Source organism: Alteromonas lipotrueae (assembly GCF_019249255.1).
Lineage (GTDB): Bacteria > Pseudomonadota > Gammaproteobacteria > Enterobacterales > Alteromonadaceae > Alteromonas > Alteromonas lipotrueae.
In genome coordinates this window covers 16727-36103 of the sequence record NZ_JAESDJ010000006.1, presented here as the reverse complement: position 1 = coordinate 36103, position 19377 = coordinate 16727, and the positions used below count along the sequence as shown (strand labels likewise).

Annotated in this window: 20 protein-coding genes; 11 read left to right on the top strand and 9 right to left on the bottom strand. The window is 43.7% G+C overall.

Annotated features, from left to right (window positions below; genetic code table 11):
- Positions 1-71: 71 nt before the first annotated feature.
- The 4 genes from nadK to tmpT all read left to right on the top strand — a co-directional run bounded on the left by nadK (position 72) and on the right by tmpT (position 3998).
- Positions 72-947 (top strand): NAD(+) kinase, encoded by an 876-nt coding sequence (gene nadK, locus KYS23_RS10035; RefSeq protein ID WP_013784764.1) that lies wholly within the window; start codon positions 72-74, stop codon positions 945-947.
- 96 nt (positions 948-1043) lie between these two features.
- Complete coding sequence (recN, locus tag KYS23_RS10030; protein WP_159531259.1) at positions 1044-2729, top strand: DNA repair protein RecN; 1686 nt, start codon at positions 1044-1046, stop codon at positions 2727-2729.
- 119 nt (positions 2730-2848) lie between these two features.
- A complete protein-coding gene (locus KYS23_RS10025; protein WP_057792766.1) occupies positions 2849-3205 on the top strand; it encodes an outer membrane protein assembly factor BamE in 357 nt (118 codons plus the stop codon).
- Between the two features lie 151 nt (positions 3206-3356).
- Positions 3357-3998, top strand: coding sequence for a thiopurine S-methyltransferase (tmpT, locus tag KYS23_RS10020; RefSeq protein ID WP_159531261.1), 642 nt, complete (start codon positions 3357-3359; stop codon positions 3996-3998).
- A gap of 87 nt (positions 3999-4085) precedes the next feature.
- Here the strand turns inward: tmpT and KYS23_RS10015 are convergent, their stop codons facing one another.
- A complete protein-coding gene (locus KYS23_RS10015; RefSeq protein ID WP_218397122.1) occupies positions 4086-5381 on the bottom strand; it encodes a DUF445 domain-containing protein in 1296 nt (431 codons plus the stop codon).
- Positions 5382-5384: 3 nt separating this feature from the next.
- Positions 5385-5801 (bottom strand): arsenate reductase (glutaredoxin), encoded by a 417-nt coding sequence (gene arsC / locus KYS23_RS10010; RefSeq protein ID WP_129737521.1) that lies wholly within the window; start codon positions 5799-5801, stop codon positions 5385-5387.
- A 369-nt stretch (positions 5802-6170) separates the two neighbouring features.
- Here arsC and KYS23_RS10005 point away from each other — a divergent pair, with 369 nt between their 5' ends.
- Together KYS23_RS10005 and KYS23_RS10000 are read left to right on the top strand one after the other, a co-directional pair.
- Positions 6171-6842 (top strand): DUF4097 family beta strand repeat-containing protein, encoded by a 672-nt coding sequence (locus tag KYS23_RS10005; RefSeq protein WP_218418502.1) that lies wholly within the window; start codon positions 6171-6173, stop codon positions 6840-6842.
- A 31-nt stretch (positions 6843-6873) separates the two neighbouring features.
- Entirely contained in the window at positions 6874-7452 is a 579-nt protein-coding gene (locus KYS23_RS10000; RefSeq protein ID WP_218418501.1) for a sugar O-acetyltransferase, read from the top strand.
- Positions 7453-7514: 62 nt separating this feature from the next.
- Here KYS23_RS10000 and KYS23_RS09995 read toward each other — a convergent pair whose 3' ends face one another.
- A complete protein-coding gene (locus KYS23_RS09995; RefSeq protein WP_218418500.1) occupies positions 7515-8276 on the bottom strand; it encodes a hypothetical protein in 762 nt (253 codons plus the stop codon).
- A gap of 248 nt (positions 8277-8524) precedes the next feature.
- Complete coding sequence (dkgB, locus tag KYS23_RS09990; protein WP_159531271.1) at positions 8525-9328, bottom strand: 2,5-didehydrogluconate reductase DkgB; 804 nt, start codon at positions 9326-9328, stop codon at positions 8525-8527.
- Positions 9329-9552: 224 nt separating this feature from the next.
- On the opposite strand from dkgB, the gene KYS23_RS09985 reads away from it, so the two are divergent.
- Positions 9553-10311, top strand: a complete 759-nt coding sequence (locus KYS23_RS09985; RefSeq protein WP_218418499.1) for a hypothetical protein — start codon at positions 9553-9555, stop codon at positions 10309-10311.
- 147 nt (positions 10312-10458) lie between these two features.
- On the opposite strand, the gene rluB is transcribed toward KYS23_RS09985, so the two are convergent.
- The 5 genes from rluB to KYS23_RS09960 form a co-directional block, all read right to left on the bottom strand.
- Positions 10459-11355 carry a 23S rRNA pseudouridine(2605) synthase RluB gene (gene rluB, locus KYS23_RS09980; protein WP_013784776.1) on the bottom strand — a complete coding sequence of 299 codons (897 nt, stop codon included), beginning with the start codon at positions 11353-11355 and terminating at the stop codon, positions 10459-10461.
- Complete coding sequence (gene scpB, locus KYS23_RS09975) at positions 11348-11992, bottom strand: SMC-Scp complex subunit ScpB (protein ID WP_218418498.1); 645 nt, start codon at positions 11990-11992, stop codon at positions 11348-11350. Before scpB ends, rluB begins: the two co-directional genes overlap by 8 nt.
- Positions 11993-11994: 2 nt before the next feature.
- On the bottom strand, positions 11995-12807 hold the full coding sequence (locus tag KYS23_RS09970; RefSeq protein ID WP_218418497.1) for a segregation and condensation protein A: 813 nt from the start codon (positions 12805-12807) through the stop codon (positions 11995-11997).
- Positions 12808-12816: 9 nt separating this feature from the next.
- The gene (locus KYS23_RS09965) at positions 12817-13437 is read right to left on the bottom strand and encodes an L-threonylcarbamoyladenylate synthase (protein WP_013784779.1); all 621 of its coding nucleotides are present in this window, start codon (positions 13435-13437) and stop codon (positions 12817-12819) included.
- 75 nt (positions 13438-13512) lie between these two features.
- The gene (locus KYS23_RS09960) at positions 13513-14397 is read right to left on the bottom strand and encodes a PHP domain-containing protein (RefSeq protein WP_218418496.1); all 885 of its coding nucleotides are present in this window, start codon (positions 14395-14397) and stop codon (positions 13513-13515) included.
- Between the two features lie 284 nt (positions 14398-14681).
- Between KYS23_RS09960 and KYS23_RS09955 the strand changes: the two genes are divergently transcribed.
- The 4 genes from KYS23_RS09955 to trpCF are packed head-to-tail and all read left to right on the top strand — an operon-like array spanning position 14682 to position 19371.
- Positions 14682-16319, top strand: a complete 1638-nt coding sequence (locus tag KYS23_RS09955; RefSeq protein WP_159531281.1) for an anthranilate synthase component 1 — start codon at positions 14682-14684, stop codon at positions 16317-16319.
- Positions 16316-16945, top strand: a complete 630-nt coding sequence (locus KYS23_RS09950; protein WP_373996595.1) for an aminodeoxychorismate/anthranilate synthase component II — start codon at positions 16316-16318, stop codon at positions 16943-16945. Before KYS23_RS09955 ends, KYS23_RS09950 begins: the two co-directional genes overlap by 4 nt.
- 4 nt (positions 16946-16949) lie before the next feature.
- Positions 16950-17981 carry an anthranilate phosphoribosyltransferase gene (trpD, locus tag KYS23_RS09945; RefSeq protein WP_159531283.1) on the top strand — a complete coding sequence of 344 codons (1032 nt, stop codon included), beginning with the start codon at positions 16950-16952 and terminating at the stop codon, positions 17979-17981.
- A complete protein-coding gene (trpCF, locus tag KYS23_RS09940) occupies positions 17974-19371 on the top strand; it encodes a bifunctional indole-3-glycerol-phosphate synthase TrpC/phosphoribosylanthranilate isomerase TrpF (protein ID WP_159531285.1) in 1398 nt (465 codons plus the stop codon). Before trpD ends, trpCF begins: the two co-directional genes overlap by 8 nt.
- Positions 19372-19377 lie beyond the last annotated feature (6 nt).

The window sequence follows — 19377 nt, the reverse complement described above, 5'->3', positions numbered from 1 at the left end:
CTAAGGCTTTCCATTCGGAAAATATCTGTGCTAATGTCCTGACACCAGTAAGGAAAACACATTAGCACCACATGCCCTATCAAACCGTTGCTTTAATTGGCAAACCTCAACACGCTGCTACGCACGACAGCTTAAATCTATTGGCCCAATACCTCACCGCAAAAGGCTGTGAATTATTGGTTGAAGAGAGCATCTCAAAAGAATTAGAAAGTGATAACCATCGAGCATGCAACTTAGTGACCATTGGTAAAGAAGCCGACCTTGCCGTAGTAGTAGGCGGTGATGGCAGTATGCTAGGTGCAGCAAGAGTATTGGCACGCTTTGATATCCATGTAGTAGGCGTAAACCGAGGCAACTTGGGTTTTTTAACCGATATTCACCCCGATGAAATCGTTCAGCAACTTGATCTCATTTTTGAAGGTGAATGCGTAGTTGAAAAACGCTTTTTATTAGATGTGGGCGTATATCGTCATGAAAAACTAAAAAGTAGCAATTCCGCGGTGAACGAAGTGGTGCTTCACCACGGAAAAGTGGCGCACATGATGGAATTTGAAATTTATATAGATGACCAATTTGTGTTCAGCCAACGCTCCGATGGGCTAATTGTTGCGACGCCTACTGGCTCTACCGCCTACTCACTGTCGGCAGGTGGACCTATCATCATGCCTAAGCTTGATGCGCTTACACTCGTGCCTATGTTTCCCCACACACTAAGCAGCAGACCGATTGTGGTAGACGCTGATAGCCAAGTGTCGATGAAAGTATCGAAGGTTAACAGCGACTCACTGCAAATAAGTTGCGACAGCCACATTGTACTTCCTGTACTTCCTGGCGATGAAATACGCATCAACAAAAGTGAAGATAAACTTTATTTAGTGCATCCAAAGGGTTACAGCTACTTCAATGTGTTACGCAAAAAGTTAGGCTGGGGTAGTAAGCTTTATTGAGTAAAGCAAAAGAAGTAAATTAATTTTACCCCGCCTCTTTACATGCGCAAAATACTGTATATATTTACACATACTGTATAAACATCGAGTATAGTTATGTTAGCGCATCTTTCTATTAGTAACTTTGCAGTGGTTAAGCAACTGTCAGTTAATCTTGAAAAAGGGCTTACTGCCATCACAGGGGAAACCGGTGCCGGTAAGTCTATTGCCATTGATGCTTTAAGCTTGTGCTTAGGCGAGCGAGCTGATGCAAACGCCGTAAGAAGCACCGCGTCTAAAGCAGAAATTATTGCTCATTTTGCATTGGCCACAAATGCGAATGCAAAGCGCTATCTCGATGAGCATGAACTCACCTCAGACGAGGATGAAAACAGCTGTTTCATCCGTAGAGTTATATCGAAAGAAGGCCGTTCCAAAGCCTTTATTAACGGTATTCCAGCGTCACTTCAGCAATTGAAAGGCTTAGGCCAACACTTGCTTGCTATACATGGTCAGAATACTCACCTTCAACTTTTGAAAGAAGATTATCAACGCCAGCTTGTTGATACTGTGGGCAACCATAAAGACAGCCTTTCAAATGTAAAACAACACTTTGCCTTATGGCGTGAAAAGCAAAAAATGCTTAGCGAGCTACAAGCACAAGCTCAGCAGCGTGAAGACAGATTGCAATTGCTTACTTATCAAGTTAGAGAGCTAGACGAATTTGCCTTAGAAGACGGTGAGTTTTCAGAGCTCGAAACTGAACATAAGCGTTTAAGCAATGGGCAAAGTTTGCTAGAGCAAGCACAAACTAGTTTTTATCACTTGTACGAAAGTGACGAAGGCAACGCACTGTCTATATTACAAAATAGCATAGACCGTTTGGGCGAACTTGAATCTCACGATGCCAGTTTAAGCCCTATTCTTGTGTTGTTAAATGAAGCGGCCATTCAGGTTGAAGAAGCGGCTGGGGAATTGCGCCACTATTGCGATGACCTAGAAATAGACCCTCTTCGTTTACAGCAGGTAGAAGCTCGGTACGCTAAAGCGATGGAATTAGCCCGTAAGCACAGCGTTATGCCTGAAGAATTGTTTGCGCACCACCAATCCCTAGCCAGCGAATTTGCGTCGTTAGGCGATCAAGAGTCTTTATTGACCACACTAGAAGATGAAGTAGATGTACTTAAAGCCCAATATCTAAGTGAAACGAAAGTATTGTCTGAATGTAGATCAAAAGCTGCAAATTATTTGGCTAGTGAAATTGAAACACAAATTCATCAAATGAACATGCCTCACGCTAAGGTAGCCATTGAAGTCAATTACGATGAGTTTAAAAAGCCATCAGCTTTAGGCCAAGACTCGGTAGAAATTAAAGTTTCTACTAACCCCGGCCAAGCAGCTGACAAACTAGATAAAGTCGTATCTGGTGGTGAACTTTCAAGAATTGGCTTAGCCATTCAAGTTATTGCCAGCGATAACCATGCGACGCCTACTATGATTTTTGATGAAGTAGATACGGGCATTAGCGGGCCTACCGCGTCGATTGTGGGTGGGTTGCTTCGCCGTTTAGGCAAACAGGTACAAGTCATGTGCGTTACCCATTTACCTCAGGTTGCTGCTCAAGCGCATAACCAACTCTTTGTAACTAAGCTTACCGACGGTGAAAGTACTGAAACACAAATGTTGGCGTTAACGAAACAAGATAGAGTGGATGAATTAGCACGCTTGTTAGCTGGCGACAAAGTAACCAAGTCGGCCCTTGCTAACGCAAAAGAGTTGTTGAAAAGCGCGCAATCGAACTAAAATGCAGTTGATTGGTCATACTTGTCGATGTAGCATGCCTTCGTGCTTACATTAACGCACCCCACCCGCTTGTATGCTGTTGGGTAACGAAGAAAAAGCAATACTGGACTGATTTACGCATGAAGTTGCAACATTTATTAATAATTTTAGGTTTAACCCTTACATCAAGCGCTTGTTCTAACTGGATTTATCGTATTGATGTGCCTCAAGGTAACTTTCTCGATCAACGAGACGTTTCTAAACTACGCATCGGCATGACTAAAGAACAGGTTATCTACGTACTTGGTAACCCAGTAGTACAAGATTCTTTCGATGATGATACCTGGTACTACGTTTACGATATGAAACGCGGCATGAAAAAACGCGGTGAAGATTTCCAAAAGCAAATGGTTATTACATTTGAAGACGGCAAAGTAACGTCTGTAGAAGGTGACTTTGAACTGTCTGAAGATTTTAATACGCCGCTAGACAGTTAAATAGCAACAGTAAGTACCAACAGATATATAGCGAAGGAGCGTTTGTTTATTAACAGATTGCTCCTAGCTAGTTAGAGGTTTACACAAGTTGCTTTAAACAAGTTTATCCCCTCGATTTGTCTGTAGCCCTCACACGTTAAGGAATATATTGATGGAACATGATTTTTGGCACAGTAAGTGGCATAAAAATGAAATTGGTTTCCATGAACCTGAGGGCAATGCGCTTTTAGTTAAATATGCTGATACCTTATTATCTCCTACCACACCGCGAGTATTCGTCCCCTTGTGCGGTAAAACTAAGGATATTCATTGGTTGCTTGCTAATGGCTGCGAAGTGGTAGGTGCTGAATTAAGTGAAATTGCAATTACGCAGCTATTCACCGAACTGAATATTGAGCCAGAGATCACAACCGTAGGTAGCCTTAAGCTTTTTAAAAATGGACCACTAAGTATTTTTGTTGGTGATATTTTTGAGCTAACCAACAAAACACTGGGTGGCGTAACCGGTATTTATGACAGGGCTGCATTGGTTGCTTTGCCTACCGAGCTTCGCGAGAAATATGCAGCGCATATTTGTGATATCACCGAATGCGCCCCCATCCTTTTGATAAGCTTCGATTATGACCAAAGCGTCATTCCTGGCCCTCCATTTTGCGTTGACGAAACAGAAGTAGCTCGGCTATACAACGCTAGTTATTCTATTACTCTGCTTGAACGTGAACCGCTGGAAGGTGGCCTTAAGGGTAAAGTAGCGGCAGACTCACTAGTCTTCAATCTAAAGCCTGAAGCATAAATAGTAAGTTTAAAGCGCAGTAGCACAGGCTTTAGAACGTGCTCCCTCTTCAATTATTGTCTAAAACATCGCATAACCCAACATTCTCTATTGCGACGTAAGTGCGATAACTTGCTCTAGACCAAATAACAATGCGCCAATTAAGCCTCCCACCAAGGTGCCGTTAATTCGTACCTTCTGAAGATCGCGCCCAATATTTAGCTCAATTTGCTCAGCCATCTCATTTTCATCCCAACTATTTATGGTGTCTTCAATATGCTTGGTTAAAAAGTCTGCCAACTCTGGTGCCATGTACTTTCCAGCTTCACCAATATGCCGGTCGAATGCGCTCGATAAGCGCTCATCGGTGGTTAAAGAACGGCCTAATTCATTTAACCAATGCATCACTTTAGTTTCTGCTTTACCATTTTCAGCCGTTAACGATTCAAGCATTCGGCTATGTAACGCTACCCAGCTTTTATTTAAAAACGCTTTAAGGGCGGGATCATGAACCAGTTGCGCTTTATAATTGTTGATACGTTGAGCCATCGAGTCACTGGTTTGCACTTCGTGTAAAAAGTCATTTACCTGCTCGTCAAACGCATGTCTCAAAGGGTGATTATCATCGGCGTACACGTCATCAAGTACGCGAGAAACCGCTTTTACCGCAATAAGTGCTCCCCGCTCACTCAACCAGGTTGAAGGAAGTAGTTTTTCTAAACGGTTATGCTCTGTTTTAAGCCAATCTATGAGTGTGGCAGCAATATATTCTTGCGTTTCAGGCTCACCCATCAATTTAGCAACATTCCCTAGCAGCTTATCTAATACAAGCTGATGATGCCGCTCTCGGGTAATACTGCTCAACACAGTGGCTATAAGCTGTTGTAAGTCGAGTTGATTAATTCCTTTTTCAGCTGTTTTGCCGATAAAGGCTTTAACTGGTTTGTCATCCACTAGGCGAAGAATGCCGGCAAGTGCATCACATAAAAATCGGCTTAATTTTTTCGCATGTTGAGGGTCTTCCAACCATCGCCCTGCCCCTTTGGCAGGTTGACTAGATGCAATTAAGCTTTCAATGGCACTAGCATGAAAGAATTTTTCTTTAACAAATAGTGATAAGTTTTGCGCTATCACTCTTTTATTGCTCGCGACAATATTGGTATGAGGAATGGGATACCCAGCAGGTATCGGTTTAAAAAGCGCTGTTACCGCAAACCAGTCGGCGAGCCCACCGACTAATGCAGCTTCACTAGCCATTTTTATCAGCCCCAACCATTTAGCACTAGCCAAGCTGGGAACATACACTTGTGTGACAATGGCTATCACGAAAACACCCGCGGCTATCAATAAGCAAATTAATGCATTTTGCTTCGCTCGCTTTAACTGCGAATGTTTGTCGTGCATAAATTACATCCTTTTACCAAGTTCATCTAATATTTGCTCACCATCTTCTTTAAAATAAGGGCCTGATGGCCAGGAAGGTAGTAAGTCGAGTACTTTTTCACTAGGCCGACAAAGCCCTACGCCTTTTTCTGTGCAAACTATAGGCCTATTTACCAAAACTGGATGTACCAACATAGCATCAAGCAAAATATCGTCTGATACAGACTCATCCAGTAACCCTAACTCTTCTGCCGGTGACTTTGTTGTCCTGAGTGCTTGCCTAGGGGTTAAGTTCGCAGCTGCAAATAAACCAAGTAACTGAGAACGGGTCCAACCTTCGTTCAAATAATCTACAACAATTGGCGAGTACCCAGCATCTTCAATAATTTTAAGCACGTTACGAGATGTGCCGCAGGCGGGGTTATGGTGAATAACAATCATAATTTAGACCTTGTAGGAAAAGTGACTTACTGAATTAAGATAATAACAGGTTAACACATATGATATTTCACATTTATTATCATTTGAGTGTGTGTCCAATTCTCATAGTTTTTGATTAGTTATCAAAGCTGCTTTTACTAACAGCCTTTCACAACGCTCAGCTGTTCAAATAGAAATAACTTGAATGCCGAACAATTGGTGTATTTCGCTATTATCTAGTGAAGTCATCAAAAACTATGGTTGAGAGATGACACGGAAACTATTAAAACATTGATAATTATACTATTTTTATCTTGGCATGCTCTGTGATAGAAAAACATACATTAATGAGTAATTTAGAACGTTAAACAACACTGAAAAGGCTTCACGATGAAAAAAACACTTATTGCCAGCACTTTATGCTTTGCAGCGACAACAATCCTTTCGGGCTGCGTAATTCATGTTGGTAATGCCAGTGCCCAAGAGGGAGAGGATATAAGTAGCGTGTTTGGTAGTGTAGATGTAGCAGAACATCGCTCGGTAGGCGATCTTTCTTCGGTCAATGGCAATGTATCGATTGAAGATCATGCACAAGCGGAAGATATTAGCGTTGTGAACGGCGGTGTAGAGATAGGTTCTCATGTACGCATTGACGACATCAACATCGTGAATGGCGACCTTGATGCGGGATCGAATCTGCATGTAACTAACAGTATTGAAACCGTTAACGGCGATATAAACATTGAAAAGCAAAGTACCATTCAAGGCAGCGTAGAAACGGTTAATGGTGATATTGAAATTGTAGACAGCGTAGTTGAGAACAATATTGAAAGTATGAATGGAGACATCACCCTTAAAGGCGATACCTTAGTTAAGGGCGACATTATATATAAGATGCGTGATGAAGGCTGGCTGGAAAGAAATAGCACAAAACCTAAGCTCACCATCGACGCTGATGTTTCTATCGGCGGCTCAATAATTCTTGAACGCCCTGTAAATATGGATATTGCTAACGCCGCTCTACAAGAAAAAGTGATTGTCAGTTATTCATCTAGCAAGTAAGGTCTTGGTATTATTCCAAATGTAGATTGGCATGAACGAAAAACAGAAAATGTTATCCGGTGAACTCTACTACCCTAGCGATCGTGAGTTAACCGGATTACGCAAGGCCTGCAGGATAAAATTGGACGAGCTTAATGCTACCTGTCAAACAGAACACAAAGCCCGCACTCGTCAATTAAAGGCGCTTTTTGGCACTACGGGCAAACGCCTATACATAGAGTCGTCTTTCAAGTGTGACTATGGCGAAAACATCCATGTGGGTGAAAACTTTTACGCTAATTTTAATTGCGTCATATTGGATGCCGCTAAAGTCACTATTGGTGACAATTGTATGATTGCACCGCAAGTAGGTATTTACACTGCCACACACGCTATCGATCCAACATCTAGACAAACCGGTATCGAGTTCGCAAAGCCAATTACTCTCGGTCACAATTGTTGGATTGGCGGTATGGCGGTAATAAATCCAGGTGTTACCTTAGGCAATAATGTGGTGGTAGCTTCAGGGGCTGTTGTCACCAAAAGCTTTGGTGACAACGTTGTTATTGGCGGTAATCCGGCGAAAATCATTAAACATATTATGGTTACAAATGACGATGGGCTCAGTTGAAGCCCTTCATTATTGTAGTTAGTAAACACAATAGGCGCCCCCGATATAGGGTATTTATTACCCTACCAATGATACAGATCCACATTGGGTAATATGAATAGCTCTTTATCCGGCGAACCAGCGTGGATGGCAGTAGCCTCTTCTTCTATTATGAATAAATCGCCTATCACTTTGCGTTGATAAAGATGGACTCCCTTTATTACGTCATAGATTTCGTTGGCGTAACCAAATTTATTGTTTTGGTATGATAGTGGATGACGGAGTAGCTTATCGCTAACCCAGAATTCCGTTTTTATTCCTGACTCTCTTACCAGCAATACCTGATTAGTTTGATAACCCAAGATTTCTTTTTGAGGTCCTAAAACCTCAAGTTTTTTAATCGCTAGACCTTCAAAGCCCTCAGGTTCTGCCACATTATTTACGCCAAATTTCATGATACCGCTTTTAAATAATGTGTATTCCTCGTTAGTGTCAGCAAAGTACCATGTTTTATCCGCGACGTTGGCATTGTAATTTATTTCCAACTTATCCCCGAACTCATTGAAGCAGTAGGACTTATTAACGCCCAAATTTTCGGTATTGTTTTCTATTAAAAATGCGATTTTGCTTTGAGCTTCTTCATCAAGTACATTCACGCCGCTATAAGTTATTTTGTAATCAATACAACCGACAAATGAGTCGGTGGCTACGTGAGAAGAAGAAACAGTTGATGGCGTTTGCTCTGTATTTACTAGGGACTGATGTTTGAAATAGGTTTCTTGAGCTAATACAAAATGGTTTGCGAGTAGTAGAAAAATCATCCATGATAATTTATATAAAGTCATTGTGTTTCCTCGTGCTTTATTACAAGCCAAGGTATCAAACTATTGGTAGTGAGTCTTAGTAAATTTTCACTTTACTTTCTGAAGAAGATAGCTTCTTGCGGATGCCGGCTTTATACGCTTTTTTAACGTCAACGCCCATAAAAAATTAAAAACAACGACTTCCCTCTATCTTTTGAAGTAAGGGAAATCGTTTTATCGCGCTTTTTAATTACTCTTCAAATTTAGGTTTGGCTTATTCCACCCAAACTTTAATCCCAGTTAGGCGCAAAGTCTGGATTAACGATGCGCTCACCGTTATCTAGCTCATCGATGCGGGTAATATCATCATCTGTGAGTGAGATATCAGTGTAAGAGAAGTTTTGCGCCAAGTGCTCTTTGCTGGTTGAAGAAGGAATGGTGTTAATCCCTTTTTTATCTAACCATGCCAATACCACCTGAGCAGGACTGGAGTCATGCGCATCGGCTATAGCGTTTAATGTGTCATCCTTCATTACATCACCGACGGCAAATGGCATATAAGCCGTTACGCCGATACCGCGCTCTTCACAGGCTTGTACAACTTGACGGTTCTGCATAAACGGGTGCAGCTCTATTTGGTTGGTGTAAATCTCTCCCTTACCTAGGATTTTCTCAGCCTGTTTAATCTGATCTATTGTGAAGTTAGACACCCCTATATGGCGCGTAAGACCAAGCTCTTTAGCTTGTTTCAAGCGCATCAAGTAATCTTCTAAAGAAATGTCATTACCTGGGTAAGGCCAGTGAATAAGCAGTAAATCAACATACTCAACTTTTAGCTTCGACAAGCTCTCGTGAACACTAGGAATAAACTTATCTTCACTTAAAGACTCGTACCACACCTTGGTGGTAATGAATAAATCGGAGCGTGTAATGCCGCTGGTTTTAATCGCATCGCCAACGAGCTCCTCATTTTTGTATATTTGTGCGGTATCTACATGCCTGAAACCTACATCAAGCGCATCAGTTACAGCATTGAGTGCAGTATCACCTTCCAAACGGAATGTTCCCATTCCTAACTGAGGCATATCTTTCATATCAGTCTCCTTTTTTGTGCACGTTTATCAAATCATTGATGTGTTGTTCCTACGCACTCAAACCTCGGGGAGATCGAATTCATTGAAAAAAGTTAATCTACATTTCAAGGCCGTCGGCATTGACACAACAATTCGCCCATCTGCATCGAAAAGGATATAAAAGTGGAAAATGGATCTGTGAAAAAGTATCCTGCCCGCCATGAAACACATGCCGTGAAGCCCTAATGTTTAACCGTTTTTTCCTGCTGATAATTTTCTGCTTCCCTGTCAGTAACTTAGCTACAGCCTCTAATGTTAAGCACCTACGAGTCGGTGTTGAAGCCATGAATTACTTCCCTGTGATGGACTTTACCACTACGCCACATCGCGGGTTATTAAGCGACATCATGGCGGATTTTGGTGATGTACATCATATTTCTTTTGAGTTCATCCCCCTTCCCTTACAACGCTTCAATCACTGGTTCGAAGACAATGCCATTGATTTTCGCTTACCTGATAACCCTAGGTGGACCCAAAGTGGTACCCCAGGCCTGATTTACGGTGAAGCGCTAATTACCGTATGCGATACCTCGGTTGTGCTCGCCGAAAACAGTGACATGCCAATGGATGAAGTTACTCGGCTCGGTTTATTAAACGGCTTTACCCCTGCCGAAAAATGGCAAGAAAAGCGTTCAGACGGCACGCTGACTATCGCCAATGAGCGTTCGGTTCGTATTCTTACTCGCATGCTTTTGAAAGGGTTAGTGGATGCTATTGATTTAAATATTGCGACGATTAAAAGTGAATTGGTATCGCAGGGCTTGCCTGAAGATTTAGTGGCGATCGCAAAGAATGTTCCTGCTAATGGGGTAAAGTATCGTGTCTCTACTCAGTCTCAACCAGAAGTGCTCACTAAACTTAATCGCTATGTTGTTGAAAACCGCGAATCAATAAATGCTAAAGCGCGTGAATATGGTATTGCTGCTGGGACTAATTGCGACTAATTATTTTAGGTGTAGGCTTTAGAAGCGCATACATGCTCAACATCGCACAGCCCCCATATTTGCATGGCATAGCTGTGCACGAAAGATAATTCTGCAAAAAAAAACGGGCAATGCCCGCTTTTTCTAATCTACTATTTCACACTGTTATTAACGCTTAGGCGTTCTCGCTACCCGCTTTTTAACACCGCCATTCTCTTTACGTACCTTGTGTTTTTTCACAGAGCGACGCATACGGCTTAAACGTGCATGATCTAATTTGCCTTGGCGTACATCCACCATAGTTTGCGTTTCTTCAGGTAATTGCACAATGTCCCGTAGTGAGTTTACGTCTTCTAAACCCAGCTCTACCCAAGCTCCCTGAGGTAAACGCTTTTGTAAGTCCATTGGACCGTATTTAACACGGATTAATCGGCTTACCTGTACACCCTGTGATTCCCACAAACGACGTACTTCTCGGTTACGTCCTTCTTTAAGCGTAACGTTGAACCAACGGTTCATGCTTTCTTCTTCTGAGCCTGGAGGAGCGACTTTACCCGAGATACTTAAAAACTTAGCTTCGCCATCTTCAAGTTGAACACCTTTTTTCAAGGTATTTAACGTTTGATGTGTTACATCACCAAATACACGAACAGCATATTCCCGCTCTACTTCACACTTAGGGTGCATCAACCGGTTTGCAAGCTCACCATCGTTGGTAAACAACAATAGGCCGCTCGTGTTCATATCTAAACGCCCTACCGCAATCCAGCGGCCCATACGAATAGCAGGTAAACGGTCAAACACCGTATCACGCCCTTCAGGATCGTGGCGGCTACATAACTCGCCCTCGGGCTTGTTATACATTAAAACCCGGCATACAGGCTGTTCAGTTTGACGAGACAACAAATGCCCATCAACACGAATCTGCCCTGTTTCGTCAACACGGTCGCCCAATGTTGCCAATGTACCATTCACAGAAACGCGGCCTTGCTCTATCCAACGTTCCATTTCTCGTCGCGAGCCTAGCCCTTGGTTAGCTAGTACTTTTTGCAACTTTTCAGTCATTTGTATCACTCTTTATTTGCTTGTTTTCGGTCGCACGGTCTGTTACCTCAGACGGTGCCTCATTTAACACCTTAAGCGACGAGGTGGAATCAATACTCTTTGCCATTTCATCAAAGGCATCGGAATTTGGAAGCTCCGATAATGATGAAAGCGAAAAGTAATCTAAAAAAGTATGGGTGGTGGCATACAATGCTGGCCTACCTGGCACTTCTTTATGCCCCACAACTTTTACCCATTCTCGTTCTGTGAGTGTCTTCATTATACTACTGCTTACCGCTACGCCTCTTACTTGCTCAATTTCTCCGCGAGTAATAGGTTGACGATAGGCAATAAGTGCCAAAGTTTCCAACATAGCACGGGAATACTTTGGGGCAGTTTCCTGCCATAGTTTGCTCAACCATGGACTTAACGCATCCACAGATTGAAATCGGTAGCCACTGGCTACTTTAACTAATTGTATACCCCTAGGTTGATAATCTAGGGTTAGCTCATTAATAACTGCTTTTAAGGTTCTCTCTGCTACCGCGAAGTCACTTAGCACCGTGTCTCTTAATTGCTGAATAGACACAGGGGCATCGGCGACGAATATGGCGGCTTCAACCAGTTGTTTTAATTGAGCTGTTTTAATTTTATTCATTATTACTCAACGCTGCTGCCTAATTTTACATGAATTCGAGCGTAAGGACCTGCCTGAATGCAAAAAATCAGTTGTTCTTTTACCAACTCTAAAATGGCTAGGAAGCAGACCACCACACCAGCGCGCCCCTCTTCCACCGTGAATAACCCTTCAAGTGGCGTAAATTCACTGGCGTTTAACAAACTGAGTATCATCGACATACGCTCACGCGTACTTAGGGCTTCACGGGCAATAGTATGGTGTTCAAAGGCAGCTGCCCGTTTCATTGCTCCACTAAACGCAAGTACAATTTCCGCTAGGCTTATCTCTGGTTCAATTCGCACTGGCGCAACACTCTCTGCTGTCAGTACATGAGTATCGAATATGTCACGTTCTAAACGAGGTTGAACATCCAAATCTTCAGCGGCTTTTTTCACGAGTTCATATTCTTTTAGCCGCCTAATAAGTTCAGCGCGTGGATCTTCTTCCTCTTCGCTATCGCTGCTTCGTTTAGGTAGCAATAACCGTGATTTTATTTCGGCTAAAATAGCGGCCATCAACAGGTATTCAGCCGCTAGTTCTAGCTTTAACGACATCATGGCATCAACATATTCCATGTATTGCTTAGTGATTGTCGCCACCGGCAAGGTAATAATATCGAATTTTTGTTTTCGTATTAGGTACAGCAGAAGGTCGAGCGGCCCTTCAAACGTTTCTAAAATAACTTCTAGCGCATCAGGCGGTATAAATAAGTCTTCAGGCTTTTCAATTAACGCCTCACCATGAACAAATGCGAGCGGAAGCGGCTGCTGAATGGGCGATTGCTCACTGCTCATCTGAATATACTATTCAAACGGAGCAGGGTCGCCGGTACCACGGCGCATGATGACAGGGGTATCTTCAGATAAATCAATTACGGTGGTAGGTTGCTCACCTAAATACCCGCCGTGAATAATCACCCCCACCTGCTTTTCTAAATTATCGCGAATAACGTCAGGGTCTGATTCTGCCATGGTATTGCCTGGCAAAATAAGTGAGGTAGACATTAGCGGCTCGCCTAAGGTTTCAAGTAGCGCTAATGCAATGGCGTTATCGGGCACACGAATTCCAATGGTCTTACGCTTTGGATTTTGCAGACGCTTAGGCACTTCACGGGTGGCTTTTAGTACAAACGTGTACGAACCTGGCGTGTTATTTTTAATTTGTCTAAATGCCGTATTATCCACTTTTGCGTAAATAGATAATTCAGACATATCTCTGCACATCAGGGTGAAGTTGTGGTCTTTGCCAATATCTCGAATGCGGCATAATTGCTCTAAGGCTTTTTTATCTTCCATCTGACAACCAATGGCATAACCAGAGTCGGTAGGATAAACCACTACCGCCCCTTCACGTATAAGCTCACAAGCTTGGTTCAACAAACGTTGCTGTGGGTTTTCAGGATGAATATAGAAAAACTGACTCATGATAATGTCCTGTTCATGCCTATTGCTTGGCTATTGTTTAGCGAAAGAAGGCAGCTAATACCACGCTGCGAGCCGCTAATCGTTAATACTAGGTGCAGATTGGTTCACAGCGTCTGCAACCCCTGAGACCACAGGCCAATCGTGCCAAATAGGCGTTAAGCTACTGCTAATACCCAAATTTTTACCTAGTTCTGTCCATCGCGATGGAAAGTGAAAATCTGAGCCTGCCGAGGCCAATAAATTATGGCTAGCGGCGAGTTCATTCACCAGCGCTTGCTTGTCTTTGCTAATACCAGGAAACGCAGTTTCAATTGCATCGCCGCCCGCTTGGGCAAATAAATCGACCAATCGGCGTAACCATTTTGCGGTCATATCGTAATGAACGGGGTGTGCAAGTACGGCTTGTCCACCCGCGCCGTGAATCCACTCGATGGCAGTTTCAACACTTGGCCACTCTGCTTTTACCGCTGCTCGCTTGCCTTTGCCTAAATACTTTTTAAAGGCTGCATTCATGGTGCCAACGCCATAGTTATTCACCAGCACGCGCGCGAAATGTGCGCGGGTTACCTGCCCTTCACCGGCTAATGCAATGGCCCGAGGAAGTACCCCTTCAAACCCGCACTTGCCCAACTTTTCCGCTATTTTTTCTGCTCTTACTTTTCGAGTATGAGCCTGACCTTCAAGTTGCGCTAGAAATGTTGGGTTGGTTCTATCAACATTTAACCCCACAACGTGAATATCGAAACCATGCCAATTGGTGGAAATTTCAACACCATCAATAATCTTTAAAGGCCGTTTTTGTTTCGCCTGCGTGTTATGCGCCGTTTCTAATCCTGCCACTGTGTCGTGGTCGGTAATGGCTAGTACGTCAACCTGCATGGTGTGCGCACGCAGTATAAGCTCCTCTACAGTGAGGTGCCCATCGGAGAATTTTGTATGGCTGTGGAGATCTATTTTCAAAGGCTTTTCAATAATTGGTTGACACAAAGGTGAATTTGTTTTCTTCTATACGCACAAGTATACAGATTTACGCCTTCGATAACTATCGATGTTCGTACAAGATTGAACCAAACACGAGTTTATTCATGCAATTAATGACAATCACAACTGCAACAACTATTGCTTCTTGGTGGTGTCACTCCCTCGATTAACGGGTGGTGTGCGCATTTGTGCGTGAATAAAACACAAAAGGCCCGTATTTACGGGCCTTTTTTTTATCTTTTTGCAGTCGGAGAGTGGCAAAAATGAGTTTAGCGGAACTGGGCACAACCCCAGGCAAAGTCGAAACAATTGAGCAGGTTGGGCATTACATCGACGACCCTCTTGCAGCCTTCGCACACATTTGTGCCGAACGTCCTAATGCGTTGTTATTAGAGTCGGCAGAAATCGATTCGAAAGACGATTTACAAAGTTTATTAATGGTACAAGCGGCTTTACGCCTAGAGTGCACTGGAAACCGTGTTGACGTAAAAGCCCTTACGGAAAACGGCGCTTCCGTGTTGCCAATATTTAAATCTCAGTGCCCTGATGGGGTAACATGCGTTGACAGTACCGACACATCGGTCACCTTGTTATGTGAACCTGCTGATGCGCAGTTAGACGAAGATAGCCGTTTAAAGTCTGCCAGCGTAATGGATACCTTGCGTATTATCGTGAAAAAAATCACGCCTATTCGTCAACATCCCCACGCGCTTTTTTTAGGCGGTGTATTTGCCTATGACATGCTAGCGGGATTTGAATCGCTTCCTCATGTAGAAGATGGCGATAATGATTGTCCAGATTTTGTTTTTTACTTGGCTGAAACCCTTATTACGGTAGATCACCAAACTCGCGAAACCCACTTGATTGGCAGCGTGTTTAGTGGCGAAGACGTAGCCCAGCAATATTTTGGAATATCCCAGCGCTTAGAATCATTGCATCAGCAATTGCAGTCTATGCCCGAGACACCTACTTTAACTTCTGGCACTGGTATTGATGGCGCAGGTATTGATGACGCTGTTATCGGTGGAGACATTTCGGTAAACGTAGATAAAAGTGATGAAGAATTCTGTAGCAATGTGCTTGAGTTAAAACAGCACATTCTTGCAGGGGATATTTTCCAAGTGGTTCCTTCTCGTACATTCTCACTGCCTTGCCCTTCTCCGCTTCTTGCTTACGCCCATTTAAAAGAACAAAACCCCAGCCCTTACATGTTCTTTATGCAAGATGAAGCCTTTACTATTTTTGGTGCTTCACCAGAGTCTGCACTCAAATATGAAAGTGATAGCAACCAAGTTGAAATTTACCCCATTGCCGGCACCCGTCCTCGCGGCAAACGCCCTGATGGCACGATTAATCACGACTTAGACAGTCGCATTGAACTTAACTTGCGTGAAGATAACAAAGAGAAGTCTGAGCACATTATGCTGGTCGATTTAGCGCGAAACGATGTGGCGAAAGTAAGCCGCCCGGGAAGCCGCTTTGTTAAAGACTTATTGAAAGTAGACCGCTACTCTCATGTTATGCACCTTGTTTCCCGTGTTGTTGGCCAACTTCGTGACGATTTAGATGCGCTACATGCTTATCAAGCGTGTATGAACATGGGCACCTTAGTGGGTGCGCCAAAAGTGAGTGCCGCTACGCTGATTCGTGAAGTAGAACAAAAACGTCGTGGTAGCTATGGCGGCGCAGTAGGCTATATAAACGGACAAGGTGACATGGATACCTGTATTGTTATTCGTTCGGCGTTTGTGAAAAACGGCCGTGCTTTCATTCAAGCAGGCGCTGGGGTGGTTTACGACTCTGTTCCACAAGCTGAAGCCGATGAAACCCGTGCAAAAGCGCAAGCGGTTATTAGCGCGGTTACCGCAGCACTCAAAGCGGAAGCGGAGACACAAGCATGAGTATGACTATGAGCAACAAAACCACCCTATTCTTACTCGATAACGTCGACTCTTTTACCTATAACTTGGTAGATGAATTACGTGCGCTTGATTTAGAAATAAACGTATATCGCAACACAGTGTGCGCTGATATGTTATTCGAAAAAATGCAAGAACAAGCCACCAAGAGCCCAGTACTGCTAATGCTGTCGCCAGGCCCTGGCGCACCAAGCGAAGCGGGCTGCATGCCGGCTTTACTTGATAAAGTAGCAGGTACTTTTCCAGTACTGGGTATATGTTTAGGTCATCAAGCCATTGTTGAATATTATGGCGGTATTGTCGGCCGCGCCACGCAAGTTATGCATGGTAAAAGTTCTGCTATTACCCATTCAGAAAAAGACATGTTTACAGACCTGCCACAGCCATTACATGTAGCACGTTATCATTCGTTAGCCGCACAAACACTACCTGACGCCCTTGAGCCCTGTGCGTCTTGTGTTAACGATGATGGAACTGAAACCGTCATGGCCGTGTTTAACAATACTGATAAAATGTTGGGCTTTCAATTTCACCCTGAGTCGATATTAACGGCTCAAGGCAGTGTGCTGCTGAAGCAAAGCATCGACTATTTAACGCAACAAGGATAAAGCCATGTTTGACGCTACTCCATTACTTGAAAAACTCATCAAACAAACGGCGCTGTCTCAAACCGAAGCTTACACGTTGTTCAACAGTATTATGCACGGTGAGCAAAGCGAAGCCGTTATTGCAGCGGTTCTCACAGCGCTAAAGATTAAGCATGAATCTCCGGGTGAAATTGCCGGAGCAGCCAGTGCCATGGTTGCGAACGCCAAGCCGTTTCCTGCACCCACTTACCCGTTTGCCGACATTGTAGGCACAGGTGGCGATGGTCATAACACCATTAACATTTCGAGCGCCGCAGGGGTGGTGGCAGCAGCATGTGGTGTGAAAGTGGCCAAACATGGCAACAGAAGCGTATCTAGCAAGTCTGGCTCGGCTGATCTGTTCAAACAATTCGGTTTAAACTTAGAAATTACACCGGAATTGTCGAGAAAATGCTTAGATGAAGCAAATTTCACATTTCTTTTTGCGCCGGTATATCACGCAGGCATGCGTTTCGCAGCCCCCGTCCGTGCTGCCCTGAAGACCAGAACCTTATTTAACATACTAGGGCCACTTGCCAATCCAGCGGGCCCAACACATGGTGTGTTCGGCGTTTACTCCCCTGAACTGCTTGAACCTTACGCAAAAACCCTTATGCTTCTTGGCCAACATCGCGCCATGATTGTTCACGGCGATGGCTTAGATGAACTTGCTCTGCATGGTGAATCTATTATTTACGATCTTGAGCATGGTGACATTCGTAAGTTAACTGTCACCGCTGAAGACTTTGGCCTTTCCTCATACCCATTATCGGCGATTGAGGGCGGCGAGCCAGAAGAAAACAAGAAATACATTGAAGCCGCATTAGCCGGTGAAGGCCAAGAAGCCCATCGCGCTGCCATTGCAATGAACTGCGGCGCACTACTTAAAGTTACCGGTACCGCCGATTCATTTAAAGACGGCACCGAAATGGCCATGCAAGCAATGAAAGATGCAAAACCTTTGGCGGTATTAAACCAAGTTGCCAAAATCAGTCAGGAGGTCAGCTCTGATGCCTAATGTGCTAGAAAAAATTGTTGCCGATAAACGCATTGAAGTTGATGCTGGAAAAACGGCTCTGCCACTTGAAAGCTTTAAAGCAGATTTAGTGCCTTCGAACAAAAGCTTGTTTGATGCATTGAATGAACCGAATGCTGGCTTTATTTTTGAGTGTAAAAAAGCCTCGCCCTCAAAAGGGCTTATTCGCGAACATTTCGACCTAGACGAAATTTTAGCTGCATACACACCCTATGCAGCGGGCATTTCAGTGCTTACTGACGAGAAGTATTTCCAAGGTAAATTTGAATATTTGGCCTACGTTACAGAACGTGTAGCACAACCTGTATTAAACAAAGATTTCTTTATTGATACTTATCAGGTTTATTTGGCTCGCCATTATAATGCCGATGCCGTATTGCTCATGCTAAGCGTGTTAGACGATGCGCAGTATCGCGAGCTCGCTACCGTAGCCAATAGCTTGTCGTTAGATATTCTTACTGAGGTAAGCAACGAAGAAGAGATGCGTCGCGCGATTGCTCTTGAAGCAAACATTATTGGTATTAACAACCGTAACCTGCGCGACTTATCAACCGATTTAGCCACCACAGAACACTTGGTGCCTATGCTGGAAAGTGCCACACACGACTTTGTGGTAATTTCAGAATCGGGTATTTATACCCATGAAGACGTATTGCGCTTAAGCCCGCTTTGCCAAGGCTTCTTGGTAGGCAGTGCACTTATGTCGCAAGCTAATTTGAAACGCGCCGTTCAAAGCTTAATTTACGGTTCGGTAAAAGTATGCGGGTTAACCAGTGTTGAACAGGCACAACTTGCTTTTGGAAGTGGCGCGAGCATGGGCGGGCTAATTTTCGCTGAAAAATCACCTCGGTTTGTAGCCGAATCTGTCGCAAAAGATATTGTAGAAACCGTTGAAGGCGATTATGTGGGCGTGTTTGTGAATCATGACATAGACCATGTTGCTAGGTTAGCTGCAACGCTTTCGCTAGCCGCCGTTCAATTACACGGCAGCGAAGGTGCAACATATAGAACAAAACTGAAAGACGCCTTGCCGTCACGTTGTGAAATATGGCAAGCCGAAGGCGTGAAAGGCGCATTGCCTGAACAGTTACCTCAGTTATTAGAAGATGAAAATATCGATTATGTACTTCTTGATTGCCAAGTAGGTAATGCCAAAGGCGGTACAGGGGAAAGCTTCGATTGGCGATTGTTAGACAATATAGCCAACAAGCAAAAAATTATTCTAGCCGGTGGAATTAACGCAGCCAACATTGCTCAAGGCATTGAGGTAGGCTGCGCAACCATCGACATAAATTCAGGGGTAGAAAGTGCCCCAGGCGAAAAGTCGGCTGAAAAATTAGCCGAGCTATTTTCAATTTGTCGCCGCTATTAACACTTA